This is a genomic window from Saccharopolyspora elongata (genome assembly GCF_004348985.1).
In the GTDB taxonomy this organism is placed as follows: Bacteria; Actinomycetota; Actinomycetes; order Mycobacteriales; family Pseudonocardiaceae; genus Saccharopolyspora; species Saccharopolyspora elongata.
Window position 1 is genome coordinate 1 of record NZ_SMKW01000046.1, and the last position, 13,092, is coordinate 13,092.

Below are 13,092 nucleotides of genomic sequence, written 5' to 3' on the forward strand. Positions count from 1 at the left end.
CCCACCGCCAGTTCGGCCGTATCCGCGGCTACCGGGCCCCGCAGCCGCGGATACGGCCGAACTGGCGGTGGGTTCAGCTCACCGGGGCGGGAACAGGCGTCTCGTTTTCGCTTTCGCGGCGGCTTCCGGGCGCATCGCCCTGGGCGCGTCGAGTCGTGGCAGCCGCGAGCAGTCCGATCGGCAGCAGCGCGACGCCAGTCACGACAGCGCCTAGCGCGGCAGGCCCGACCAGACCCCACGAGGTCGACAGGGTGGCCCCGGCCACCGCGGCGCCGACGGCGGTGCCCAGGTTGAACGCCGCGGTCGCCAGCGAGGACGCCAGCGTCGAACCGCTGCCCGCGTGGCGCAGCGTCTGGGCGATCAGCACCGGGTTGGCCCCGAGTCCCGACGCCCCGAGCAGGACGACCAGCGCGACCACGACCGTCGACCAGGTCGAGCTGAACACGATCAGCACCAGCAACAACGACGTCAGCGCGAACGCTCCGGCGACTGTCGCGAGCGGACGGCGGTCGCCGAGACGACCGCCCACGGCCGTGCCCACCAGCGCGCCGATCCCGAACCCGACCAGCACCAGGGGCACGAACTCGACCGGGATGCCTGCGCCGTCGGTGAGCAGCGGGCTGATGTAGCTGTAGGCACCGAGGAACCCGGCCTGGGCGAGCCCGATCGCACCCAGCACCACCCACAACCGCCACGGCCGCAGCGTGGCCAGCTCCCCGCGCACCGTGACCTCCGCGCGCTGGGTGCCGGTGGCGGCCGGCATGAATCGCAGCACCGCCACGATTGCCAGCAGCGCCAGGCCGGCCAACATCCAGAACGGGCCCCGCCAACCGGTGTACTGCCCGACGAAGGTGCCCAACGGCACACCGGCGACCACGGCCAGGCTCAGCCCGCCCGACATCACCGACAGCGCCCGGGCACTCGCCCCCGGACCGGCGGCCGTGGTGGCCACCACGGCACCGACCGCCCAGAACGTCCCGGTGGCCAGCGCGGTGACCACCCGCGAGACCGTCACCACGGCGAACGAGCCGCTCAACGCCGCCACGACGTGCCCCACCGCGAACACCGCCAACGACAGCACCAACGTCGCCCGCTGGGGCAGGCGCAGCGTGGCCAACGCCATCACCGGCGGCCCGACGATCATCCCGACCGCGAACGCCGACACCAGAAGCCCCGCTCGTGCGACGTCCACGCCCAGGGCGGCGGCCGCTTCGGGCAGCAGCCCCGCGATCATGAACTCGGTGGTGCCCATCAGGAAGATGCCCGCCGCGATCACGTAGACCAGTCCCGGCGTCCGCGTGCTGCTCGTGGCACCCCGCAGCGATGTGCTCAACGTCTCCGTCCCTCCAGGTGGCTCTTCATCGGGTCCGTCCTGCGGTTCCCGATGACCAGGAAACGCGGCACGTCGCGGACGTGGGAGGCGGCGTTCAGGGGGGTGCCGGCAGCACCCCCCTCGCAGAACCTGGCAGCTGTGGGCCGGGCGTCGTAGCGTCGGCCGCATGGGCAAGCAGCACCACGCGGAGATCGGTGAGTTCCTGGCGTCGAGGCGGGCCGGGATCACCCCTGAACAGGTCGGGCTGCCGGTCTACGACGCCGCCAAGCGCCGCGTGCCCGGACTGCGCCGCCAAGAGGTCGCCACCCTGGCCGGGCTTTCGGTCGACTACTACACGCAGATCGAGCGCGGGAAGGTCAACGGCATCTCCGAAGCCGTGCTCGACGCGATCGCCCGCGCCCTGCAGCTCGACGAGGCCGAACGCTCCCACCTGTTCGACCTGCACCGCAGCGCCACCACCAGCCCGCAGCGGCCCCGGCCCCGCCGCACGAAGACCATCCGGCCGATGGTGCAGCGCCTGGTGGACTCCATGACGGTGCCGGCGTTCGTGCGCAACGCCCGCCACGACTTCGTCTGCGGCAACCAGCTGGCCTACGCCTTCTACTCCCCGCTCTACCCCGACCCGCTGCACCCCGACCCCGGCCAGCCGGTCAACTTCGTCCGGTTCTGCTTCCTCGACCCCCGGGCGCGGGACTTCTACCCCGACTGGGAGTGGATGGCCGACAGCGCGGTCAACCTGCTGCGCACCGACGCCGGCCGCGACCCCTACGACCGGGGCATCTCCGATCTGGTCGGCGAACTGTCCACCCGCAGCGAGGAATTCCGGGTGCGCTGGGCCAAGCACAACGTGCGCCTGCACTACACCGGCACCAAGACCTTCCACCACCCCGTCGTCGGCGACATCACGGTCACCTACGAAACGATGCCGCTGCCCGCCGACCCCGGCCTGGTCCTCACCATCTACAGCCCCGAGCCCGGCAGCCCTTCGGCCGACGCCATGACCCTCCTGGCCACCTGGGCCGCCACCCACCTCGGCGAAGCTGCCTCCGCGGCCGAAGACCAAGCCGAGCGGTCGCCATCCCAGCACCCCGAGCACTGAGGTCCTGCTCCTCGCCGCGATGTCCGCAGCGGCCTCGGGCTCCGTTTCCAGAGTGGTGCGAGGGCACGCGTAGGACGTGTCCGCCCGAGTCGCGGGGCGCCGTTTTCGCGCGAAACCGGCGCTCCGCGTGAGGACCGGGCGCCGTTTTCGCGCGAAAACGCCACACTCACCAAGACGGGACGGCCACAGGCACCGGGCGCCTTCAGATCAGCCGGGCAGAGCCGTTCGGAAGGGTCCTCTTGCCGGGGGAGCGAGGAGTTGCGCGGGTTTCCAGGTAGGCGCGCCGGGATGGCACCTGCCTACGCCCGTGCCGCGGCGCGGCCTGCTCGGCGCCCGAAGAACGTTCCGTCGCCCAGTGATGTGCCGCTCACGTAGCCTCCGCCGTGGATCCCGGAACTCGCCCGCCCCGCCGCGAAGAGCCCCGCGATCGGGTTGCCGGAGACGTCGAGCACTACACCGTCCACTGTGGTGTGCAGGCCGCCGAGCGTGAAACCGGCGATGCCCGTGCCCGGCGGCGCGGCTTCGCCGTCCCCCGGGTTGAAGCCGAGCGCCGGGTTCACCGCCGCGAACGGCGGTTTGAGCTCGCGCAGCCACGCCGGGTTCTTGTGGAAGTGGGGGTCGTCGCCCTCGATGGCGTGCCGGTTGTACGTCGCCACGGTCGTTTCGAGCGCACCTGCCGGCATGCCGAGCTCTTCTTCCAGCTCTGCGAGGGTTTCGGCGACGTGCTGCGGTCGCACGCCCCAGAGGTCGCGCTCGGGAATGGCGTCGTAGCCCTCCTCGTCGATGATCACCCACCACGGCGCCGGGTGGTGCAGCGCGGCGTGGCTGAACATGCCCGGGTACACGTCCTCGTTGATGAACCGCTGGCCCCGCGCGTTGACGAGCATGCCGCGGCAGACCATCGCCGGCAGCGCGGTCAGCGCCGCCTCCACCTGCGCCATCCGCCGGGTGGCCGCGCCGAGGGCGGCGGCCATCCGGATCCCGCTGCCGTCGTCGAGGCCGTCGCTGACCTTGCCGTGCCCGAGCAGCACCGGCGCGTGGTCGGCGAGCATCTCCTCGTCGTCCACGAAACCGCCGGTGGTGAGCACCACACCGCGGCGGGCGCGGTAGTGGACGGTCTTGCCGTAGTTGGTCGCCGCCACCCCGGCGACCCGCCCGGACTCGTCGACGACGAGCGCGGTGGCGAGCGTGTCGGCGTGCGTCCGCGCCCCGGCCTCGTGCGCGGCCGACGCGAGGCGCTCCATGATCAGCCAGCCGCCGAAGTTCTCCGCGGCGGGCCGGTGGCCGCGCGGGACCGGCCGCGCGATGGTGTTGTAGGGCCAGGCGTTCTCCCCCAGCCACATCAGGCCGTCGCGCGTCGGTGGCATCCAACTCGGGGCGTCGTACATCGACTCCTCGAAGGCCAGTCCGCGGGCGCAGAACCACTCGAAGTGCTCGACGCTCTCGTCGCAGTACAGCCGCAGCTTCTCCGCGTCGGCGTGCGGGCCGAGGGCCGCTTCCAGGTAGGCGAACATCTCGTCCGGCGTGTCGTCGAAACCGCATGCCCGCTGGACGCGCGTTCCGCCGCCGAGGTACAGCTCGCCGCCGGACATCGCCGAGGACCCGCCAGGGCCCCCGGCGCGTTCCAGGACGATGACGTCGGCGCCGGCGGACGCCGCCTCGAAAGCGGCCGCCGCGCCGGCGCACCCGAAGCCGACGACGAGGACGTCGGCTTCGTGGTCGAACGCTCCCACCTGCGACAGCGGCACCGGGTGCACCGGCCGGGGGCTCATCGGCCGCTCACCCTTCCTGGCTGAACGCCGCGAGCGGTTCGGAACCGGACCAGTCGTGGCCCCAGTAGCTGTCCGCGGTGATCTCCTCGGCCGTGTAGTACGTCTCGTCGACGAGCAGGCCGTCGCAGCCGTACTCGATGTCCCAGCCGCCGGGCGCGCGGACGTAGAAGGAGATCGCCTTGTCGTTGGTGTGCCTGCCCAGGGTCGACGACAGCGAGAAGCCGCGCCGGTTGACCTCGTCGAGGGCCCGGCCCACGGTGTCGATCTCCTCGACCTCGACCATCAGGTGCACCAGGCCCGGCGGCTCGCCGTGCGGGGCCGGGCAGACCGCGAGGCTGTGGTGGCGCTGGTTCACGCCCATGAACCGCACCCGGCGCGGCGGGGCGTCCGGGGTTCCGCCGCCGATGCGGATGGCGCCGCGCGGCAGGAAGCCGAGCACCTCGGTGTAGAACTCGACCGTCTCCTGTGGACAGTTCGTCGGCAGCACCACGTGGCCCATGCCCTGATCCCCGGTGACGAACCGGTGGGCGTGCTTGGTGACGACCGGGCTGTGGTCGAGCACCGGCCCGAAGAACACCTCGACGGGAGTGCCGGTCGGGTCCTCGAAGGTGATCCCGGCCTCGATGCGCCGCTCGTCGCATTCGGCCTGCGACAGCGCCTTGACCGCCGTGCCTGCCGCCTCCACGTCGCGACCGACGGCCGCGAGCCCGAACTGGTCGCGCACCTCCCAGCCGACGGCGAGCACCTTGTCGGTGTCGCCGGGCAGCACGATCAGCCGGGCGGCCCGCTCGTCCATGCGCAGGTAGAGCCCGTCGGAGTGGGGACCGGTGGTCTCCTGGAGCCCGAGGGCGTCGACCGTGAGCTCGCGCCAGCGGTCGATGTCCCGGGTCTGCACTGTGAGGTATCCGAGACCGCGGATCTGGGGCATGTGCGTTCTTCCTATCTCTGTGCGGCGGGATCGTGACGGGCGGTCAGATCATCGAGCGCATCGGGCCCGGCGGCGGCTCGATGCCGAGTTCGGTCAGCGCGGACACGTGGAAGACGGCGCCCGGGACGTGGATGGCGTGCACCATGCCCATGTGGCCGTCCCGCCAGAAGCGCTGGATCGGGTTGTCCATGCGCAGGCCGTTGCCGCCGGAGCGGGCGACGACCTCGTCCATCGCGCGGACGGCGCGCCACGCCGCGGCGACCTGGGTGCGGCGGCTGACCGCGCGCTCCCCGAAGCCGATCTCCACGCCCGCGGCCACCTTGTCGTAGATCCGGGACACGTTGTCGAGCAACGCGACGCGGGAGGCGTGGATCTCGGCCGCGGCCTCGCTGATCGCGAACAGCACGTAGAGATCGTCCTTGATCTTGGTGCCGGTGATCTGCACGCGCTTCTGCTGGTAGGCCATGTGGTGCGCGAGGGCGCCCTCGCAGATGCCGATCACCGCGGAGGTGATGCCCAGCGGGAAGGCCGTGGTGAACGGGACGTGGTAGGTCGGGTTGTCCAGCCCGGCGTCCCTGGGCGCCGACCCGTCGAGCATCGTGCTGAACGGGATCACCCGGTACGACGGGACGAACGCGTCCTTGACGATGACGTCCTTGCTGCCGGTGCCGCGCAGGCCCACGACGTCCCAGGAGTCCTCGACGATCTCGTAGTCGGACCGCGGCAGGATCACGTGGTAGGACACCGGCGGCTGGGCCACGTTGCCCTCCTCGTCGCCCATGAAGGCGCCGAGGAAGATCCAGTCGCAGTGGTCGGTCCCGGACGAGAACTGCCAGTGCCCGTTGAAGGTGTAACCGCCGTCGACCGGCTTGAGCACGCCGAGCGGGGCGTACGGCGAGGCGATCCACGTGTCGGTGTCCTCGCCCCAGATCTCCTCCTGCACCCGGGGGTCGGCCATCGCCATCTCCCACGGGTGGACCCCGACGATGCCGGCGACCCAGCCGGTGGAGCCGTCGTGGCTCGCGACCTTCATCACCGTCTCGGCGAACTCGGCCGGATGCGCCTCGGCTCCGCCGTACCGGGCGGGCTGCAGCATCTTGATCACACCGGTCTCGCGGAGCACCTTGGCCGCTCGGTCGTCGAGCCTGCCGAGCCGCTCGTTCGAGGCGGCGGCCGCGGCGATCTCCTCGGCGCGCTCTTCGACCGCCGTCAGAACCGGGTTGGACATCAGCTGGCCCTCGCTTCGGTGTCGGAGCCGCGAGCGGCGAGGCCCACGGCGAGTTCGATCAGCTGGTCCTCCTGGCCGCCGATCAGCTTGCGCTTGCCCGCCTCGACGAGGATTTCGGCGCCGGAGACGCCGTACTTCGCCGCGGCGCGATCGGCGTGCTTGAGGAAGCTGGAGTAGACGCCCGCGTAGCCCATGGTCAGCGAGAGCCGGTCGAGCAGGCACTCGCCGTCCATCACCGGCCGGACCACGTCCTCGGCGGCGTCGATGATCTTCAGGGTGTCGACGCCCGTACGGATGCCGAGCTTCTCGGCGACCGCGACGAACGCCTCGACCGGGGTGTTCCCGGCGCCGGCGCCGAAACGCCGGGTGGAGCCGTCCACCTGGGTCGCCCCGGCGCGCACGGCGAGCACCGAGTTGGCCACGCCGAGACCCAGGTTCTCGTGGCCGTGGAAGCCGACCTGGGCGTCGTCGCCGAGCTCCGCGACCAGCGCCGCGATCCGCTCGCTGGTGTCCTCCAGCACGAGGGCGCCCGCGGAGTCCACGACGTAGACGCACTGGCAGCCCGCGTCGGACATGATCCGGGCCTGCTGCGCCAGCACCTCCGGCGGCTGGCTGTGCGACATCATCAGGAAGCCCACCGTCTCCAGGCCCAGCTCGCGGGCGAGCCCGAAGTGCTGGACGGAGACGTCGGCCTCCGTGCAGTGCGTGGCGATCCGGCAGATGGCCGCCCCGTTGTCGGCCGCCGCGCGGATGTCGTCCTTCACCCCGACGCCGGGGAGCATCAGGAAGGCGATCTTGGCGCGCTTGGCCGTGGCCACCGCGGTCTTGATCAGCTCCTGCTCGGGGGTGTGGCTGAAGCCGTAGTTGAACGACGAGCCGCCGAGGCCGTCGCCGTGGGTCACCTCGATGACCGGGACCCCGGCGCCGTCGAGGGCGGCCACGATGTCGCGCACGTGCTCGGCGGTGAACTGGTGCTGCTTGGCGTGCGAGCCGTCGCGCAGCGAGGAATCGGTGATCCTGATGTCGAGATCGGTGCTGTAGGCCATGGGTTTCTCACTGCCCCTTCTGCGCGCGGATCCGCCGGGCGAAGCCCGCGCCGACGCCGGCTGCGGCGGCGGTCATGATGTCGAGGTTCCCGGAGTACGGCGGGAGGAAGTCGCCGGCGCCCTCCACTTCGAGGAACACCGCGACGCGGGCCATACCACCGTTCACAGTGGACGGATCGTCGAACTGCGGCTCCGCGCGCAGGCGGTAGCCCGGCACGTAGCCCGCGACGGCCGCGACGACCTCGTGGACGGACCGGGCGATCGCCTCCCGGTCGCAGTCCTCCGGGATCGCGCAGAACACGGTGTCGCGCATCAGCATCGGCGGCTCGGCCGGGTTCAGGATGATGATCGCCTTGCCCCGCCGGGCACCGCCGATCTCCTCGATGCCGCGCGAGGTCGTGATGGTGAACTCGTCGATGTTCGCCCGGGTGCCGGGCCCGGCCGACGGCGAGGCGACGCTGGCCACGATCTCGGCGTAGGCGACCTCCACCACGCGCGAGACGGCGTGCACGATCGGGATGGTGGCCTGGCCACCGCAGGTGATCAGGTTGACGTTCGGCGCGTCGAGGTGCTCGCCGAGGTTGACCGCGGGCACGACCGCGGGCCCCAGCGCGGCCGGGGTCAGGTCGATCGCCTGGATGCCCCGCTCGGCGTACTTCGGCGCGTTCTCCCGGTGCACGTAGGCCGAGGTTGCCTCGAACACGATGTCCGGCTGTTCGTCCTGCGCCAGCAGCCAGTCGACGCCCGCGGCGGAGCTGATCAGCCCCTCGCCGTGCGCGCGCTTGAGGCCGGGGCTGTCGGGGTCCACGCCGATCATCCAGCGCGGCTCGATGGTTTCGGAGCGCAGCAGCTTGTACATCAGGTCGGTGCCGATGTTGCCGGAGCCCACGATGGCAGCGGTCGCCTTGGTCACTGTTCCATTTCCTTTCAGGTTCCCGGTGCGCCTCACGCGAACCGGGCCGTGACCGACCCGAGGCCGGTGAAGTCCGCGCGGTACTCCTCGCCCGGCGCGACGTCGACGGCCCTGGTGCACGAGCCCGGCAGGATCACGTGCCCCGCTTCGAGCCGGACGCCGAAGGTGGCGACCTTGCGGGCCAGCCAGGCCACCGCGGTGGTGGGGTTCCCGAGCACCGCGCTGGTGTTCCCGCGGGTGATCTCGGTGCCGCCGGAGAACAGCACCGCTTCGATGTCGGCGAGGTCCAGCTCGCCGGGCTTGGCCCGGGCGGAGCCGAGGATGACGCCCGCGGAGGAGGCGTTGTCGGCGATGGTGTCGGCGAGGCCGATCCGCCAGTCCCGGATCCGGCTGTCGATCAGCTCCAGGCTCGGGACGACGTACTCGGTGGCGGCGAGCACGTCCTCCTCCGTGCACCCCTCGCCCGGCAGCGAATCGCCCAGGACGTAGCCGATCTCGACCTCGATGCGCGGGTAGCAGTAGCGCGCGGTTTCCACCGCGCGGTCCTCCGCCAGGAACATCGTGTCGAGGAGGTGGCCGTAGTCGGGCTCGTCGACGCCCATCATCCGCTGCATCACGGGGGACGACAGCCCGACCTTGTGACCGCGCACCACCGCACCGGCGGCGAGCTGCCGGCGGATGTTCAGCAGCTGGATCTCGTAGGCGTCGACCACGTCGATGCCGGGGAACCGCTCGGTGAGCGGATCGATCGGCGCGCGATCGGACTGCGCGGCCCGGAGGACGTCGGCGGCAGCCTGTCGAGTTGTCGCATCGAGCATGCCTGAACGGTGCCAGCCGATCCCGCGCAGCTGGGATTCCTCTCCCGCTCACCGGGACCACCCCCGTGAGGTCATCGCAGAACTCCTTCCGGACAAGCGAAAACCCGCGGTGCGGGCGTTCTGCGCGCTCGCACCGCGGGTTCTCCCGCCCGCTCACCGGGACCCCGTCCGGTCAGTAGTCGTAGGTCAACTTCAGCCGGTCGGTGAGCGGCACGGCCTGGCAGCCGAGGATGATGCCCTCGGCTCGGTCGGTGTCGTCGAGCACTTCGTTGCGCTCGAGGTCGACCTCGCCTTCGAGCAGCACGCAGGCGCAAGCGCTGCAGGCGCCTTCCCGGCAGGAGTAAGGCGCGTCCAGGCCCGCGGCCAGGAGCACGTCGAGCAGCTTGCTGCTCCGGGGCCACGACACGGTGCGCGTTTCCCCGTCGAGGGTCACCTCGACCTCGCTCACCGGCCCGTCCTGGCTGATCTCCGGCGGATTCTCGTTGGCGGCGAACGGATCGCCGGTCAGCGAGGTGAAGCGTTCGATGTGCACTCGCTTCGGCGGCCCGCCGAGCGCGGTCAGCGATTCGAGCACCATGTCCATGAAGACCTTGGGCCCGCAGACGAAAGTCTCGCGGTCGGCGTAGGGCCGCAGCAGCTCCCGCAGGCCCGCGGCGGTCGGCAGCCCCTGCACCGATTCCAGCCAGTGCAGCACGGTGAGCCGGTCGCCGTGCTCGTCGAGCCCGAGCGTCTGCAGTTCGTCGCGGAATATCACCGAGTTCTCGTCCCGGTTGGCGTAGAGCAAGGTGATCCGGCCCCTGCCCGCGCGGAGGGCGGACTTGAGGATCGAGAGCACCGGGGTGATCCCGCTGCCGGCGGCGACGAGCAGCAGATCGGTGTCCAGCGACGCGGGTGTGAACGTGCCCGACGGGCTCAGCACGTCGAGCACGTCGCCCGCGACGACGTTGTCGCAGATCCAGTTCGAGCCGTAGCCGTCCTTGGTGCGCTTGACCGTGACCTTCAGCTTCTCGTCGCAGACCGGGGAACTGCACAGCGAATAGCAGCGGGCGGCGCCGCCCGGCCGGTCCGAGGGGATCCGGATGGTCAGGAACTGGCCGGGCAGGTAGCCGAATGGCTCGCCCGGCTGCTCGGAGTGCTCCAGGACGAGGGTGTGCGCGTCGGCGGTCTCCCGGATCACCTCGACGACGCGAAGCTTCCACACCGTTGGCGGCGTCATGTTTCCTCCCGCCTCATCCGAGAACTCCTGCGGCGTGCTTCGCCGCGATGTAGCCGAAGACGATGGACGGGCCGATGGTGGCGCCGGGGCCCGCGTACTCGTTGGCCATGACCGACGCGGTGGTGTTGCCGGTGGCGTAGAGGCCCTCGATCGCCGAGTCGTCCGCGCGCAGGACCCGGCCGCTCTCGTCGGTGACCAGGCCGCCCTTCGTGCCGAGATCACCCGCCTCGATCCGCACCGCGTAGAACGGCGCCTTGTCGATCACGTCCAGGTTCGGGTTCTTCAGCGTGGGATCGCCGTAGTAGCGGTCGTAGGCGCTGTCGCCACGGCCGTAGTCCGCGTCCTTGCCCGCGCGGGCGAAGCCGTTGAACCGGTCGACGGTCCACCGCAGCGCGTCCGCCGGGATGTCGATGCGTTCCGCGAGTTCCGCGATCGTGCCGGCCCGGTGCACGATGCCGGCGTCGTAGAAGCTCTGCGGGAACGGCATGCCGGGCAGGATCTGCGCGAACGGGTACCTCGCGCGCGCCCTCGCGTCCAGGATGAACCAGATCGGCCGGTGCTTGCCCGCCAACTGGGCGTGCACGAAGTTCGTGTACGGGGCCGACTCGTTGGTGAACCGCTTCCCGTCCGCCGACACGATGATCTGGCCCGGGATGGCGCGCTCGGAGACCAGCGGGATCGTGGCTCCCGAGGGATGTTCGACCGAGGGCATCCACCAGGCGTCGTCCATGAAGTCCAGGGCAGCGCCCAGCTTCCGGCCCGCCGCGATGCCGTCCCCGACGTTCTCCACCGCGCCGAGGCTGTGGTTCTCCTGCCCGCCCTCGGGCAGGTATTCCGCTCGCATCTCGCTGTTGTGGTCGAAGCCGCCGGTCGCGAGCAGCACGCCGCGGCGCGCGCGGATGCGCTGCTGCTCGCCCTCGCGACGCACCACGACACCCGCCACGCGACCGTCCTCGACCACCAGGTCGGTCATCGGAGCCCGCAGCCACAGCGGGATTCCGGCGTCCTTGAGCGCCATCCGCATCCGCGCGACCAGTGCCCGGCCGCCGATGGACATGTGCCGCCGCCGGACGACGTTGGAGGACACCCGCCAGGCGGCGATCACCGACGCCCAGCGGCCCCGCCAGGTGCGCTTGACCATGGCCAGGTCGTGGTAGTCCTTGCCGGTGACCCACAGGCCCAGCGGGCCCTTCATGCTGTTGGGGCGCTGGAACTCCTCGTCCGCGCCGAGCTTCCGCGTGTCGAACGGCAGCGGCTCGACGGATCGCCCCATCGGCCGGCCGCCCTCGTACTCCGGGTGGTAGTCGGCGTAGCCCTTGGTCCAGTAGAACCGCATCCACCTGCTGCGGCACAGCAGTTCCATCGCCGCGGGGCCGTGGTCGACGTAGGCGTCGAGGCGGGCGGCCGGCACCTTGCCCTCGGTGAGCAGGTCCAGGTACCGGCGGATCGACTCGCGGCTGTCGTCGTGGCCCTTCGCCCGCAGCACGGGGTTGTTGGGGATCCAGATGCCGCCGCCGGACATCCCGGTGCTGCCGCCGTACTTCCCGGCCTTCTCGACGACCACCGTCGACAGGCCGGCGTCGGTGGCGGTGAGCGCGGCGGTCATCCCGCCGCCGCCGGACCCGACGACGACGAAGTCGAACTCGTGGTCCCAGGACGCGGTCACGGCGCGTCCTTCCGCGTCAGGAACGCCAGCACCGCACTCTCCCAGGCTTCCTTCTGCTCGATCATCGTCCAGTGCCCGCAGTCGGGGAAGATGTGCAGTTCGGCGTCGGGAATCGTGCGCATCGGGACCAGCGCCATGTCGACCGGGCTGACCCGGTCGTCGCGTCCCCACGTGATCAGCGTCCTGGCCCGGATCTTGTGCAGCATCGCCCAGTACGGCGGCTCGTCGGACTTCGCCGCCGCGGCGGCGACGGCCTCGAAAGCCTTGCGGCCGTACATCTTCCGCGCGCTGGCGAGGGTGCTCGGATCGGTGGCGTGCGCCCAGCGCTCCTCGATCAGCTCCTCGGTCACCAGCGCCCGGTCGTACACCATGGAGTTCAGCCACGCCACGAGCCGTTCCCGCGTGGGTTCCTCGGTGAACTCCATCAGCAGGTTGATGCCTTCGCCCGGCGAGGGGCTGAAGACGTTGCGGCCGATCCCGCCGATGGTGACGAGCCGGCGCACGCGGTCCGGCTGGTCGATGGCGAACCGGGTCGCGACGATGCCGCCCATGGAATTGCCGATCACGTCCACCTGCTGGAGGCCGAGGCCGTCCAGGAATCGCCGGACGGCGTCGGGGGCGGCGACCATGGGGTGCTCGTCGGTCGGGTCGCTGACACCGAACCCGGGGAATTCCAGGACCAGGCAGCGGAAGTGCTCGGCGAAGACCGGCAGGTTGCCGCGGAAGTTCCGCCACCCGGTGACGCCGGGTCCGGACCCGTGCAGCATCAGCAGGGGCGGCCCGTCGCCGGCTTCGTGGTAGCGCAGGACACCGCGGTCCGTCTGCAGCTCGCGCAGCGTGGACTCGTAGCTCAGTTCCGTCATCTCACGCCCAAGCTCTCGAGGACTTTCAGGGGTTTCGCCGCTGCACGTTAGGCGCGGGTGCCCCGGTCGGGCGTCGCGAACTCCCGATCAGCGGGATCACGGGCTCCCGGCCAACGGGATCGCGACCGCGCGCGGATTCCGCTTCCCGGTGGTGCCTCCCGCTCAACGGGACGACGCGGCGAGAACGCCGCAACCGCGCGCATAACGTCG

The 13,092-nt window shown here is 71.1% G+C and carries 11 protein-coding genes; 1 reads left to right on the forward strand and 10 read right to left on the reverse strand.

Annotated features, from left to right (window positions below; genetic code table 11):
- Positions 1-73: 73 nt before the first annotated feature.
- The gene (locus E1288_RS28930) at positions 74-1,333 is read right to left on the reverse strand and encodes an MFS transporter (protein ID WP_207954605.1); all 1,260 of its coding nucleotides are present in this window, start codon (positions 1,331-1,333) and stop codon (positions 74-76) included.
- A gap of 166 nt (positions 1,334-1,499) precedes the next feature.
- Here E1288_RS28930 and E1288_RS28935 point away from each other — a divergent pair, with 166 nt between their 5' ends.
- Positions 1,500-2,432 (forward strand): helix-turn-helix transcriptional regulator, encoded by a 933-nt coding sequence (locus E1288_RS28935; RefSeq protein WP_132490500.1) that lies wholly within the window; start codon positions 1,500-1,502, stop codon positions 2,430-2,432.
- A gap of 299 nt (positions 2,433-2,731) precedes the next feature.
- Here the strand turns inward: E1288_RS28935 and E1288_RS28940 are convergent, their stop codons facing one another.
- The 9 genes from E1288_RS28940 to E1288_RS28980 form a co-directional block, all read right to left on the reverse strand.
- Entirely contained in the window at positions 2,732-4,204 is a 1,473-nt protein-coding gene (locus E1288_RS28940; RefSeq protein ID WP_132490502.1) for an FAD-dependent oxidoreductase, read from the reverse strand.
- 7 nt (positions 4,205-4,211) lie between these two features.
- Positions 4,212-5,132: a VOC family protein gene (locus tag E1288_RS28945; protein ID WP_132490504.1), complete on the reverse strand. Its 921-nt coding sequence runs from the start codon at positions 5,130-5,132 to the stop codon at positions 4,212-4,214.
- Between the two features lie 43 nt (positions 5,133-5,175).
- On the reverse strand, positions 5,176-6,360 hold the full coding sequence (locus E1288_RS28950) for an acyl-CoA dehydrogenase family protein (protein ID WP_132490506.1): 1,185 nt from the start codon (positions 6,358-6,360) through the stop codon (positions 5,176-5,178).
- Positions 6,360-7,406 carry a 4-hydroxy-2-oxovalerate aldolase gene (dmpG, locus tag E1288_RS28955; protein WP_132490508.1) on the reverse strand — a complete coding sequence of 349 codons (1,047 nt, stop codon included), beginning with the start codon at positions 7,404-7,406 and terminating at the stop codon, positions 6,360-6,362. The genes E1288_RS28950 and dmpG overlap by 1 nt, the downstream gene beginning before the upstream one ends.
- Positions 7,407-7,413: 7 nt before the next feature.
- The gene (locus E1288_RS28960) at positions 7,414-8,265 is read right to left on the reverse strand and encodes an acetaldehyde dehydrogenase (acetylating) (RefSeq protein WP_397526936.1); all 852 of its coding nucleotides are present in this window, start codon (positions 8,263-8,265) and stop codon (positions 7,414-7,416) included.
- Positions 8,266-8,351: 86 nt separating this feature from the next.
- Positions 8,352-9,137, reverse strand: coding sequence for a 2-keto-4-pentenoate hydratase (locus tag E1288_RS28965; RefSeq protein WP_132490512.1), 786 nt, complete (start codon positions 9,135-9,137; stop codon positions 8,352-8,354).
- A gap of 172 nt (positions 9,138-9,309) precedes the next feature.
- Positions 9,310-10,353 (reverse strand): ferredoxin--NADP reductase, encoded by a 1,044-nt coding sequence (locus E1288_RS28970; RefSeq protein ID WP_132490514.1) that lies wholly within the window; start codon positions 10,351-10,353, stop codon positions 9,310-9,312.
- Positions 10,354-10,366: 13 nt separating this feature from the next.
- Positions 10,367-12,019, reverse strand: a complete 1,653-nt coding sequence (locus E1288_RS28975) for an FAD-binding protein (protein ID WP_132490516.1) — start codon at positions 12,017-12,019, stop codon at positions 10,367-10,369.
- Positions 12,016-12,882: an alpha/beta fold hydrolase gene (locus E1288_RS28980; RefSeq protein ID WP_132490518.1), complete on the reverse strand. Its 867-nt coding sequence runs from the start codon at positions 12,880-12,882 to the stop codon at positions 12,016-12,018. Before E1288_RS28980 ends, E1288_RS28975 begins: the two co-directional genes overlap by 4 nt.
- Positions 12,883-13,092 lie beyond the last annotated feature (210 nt).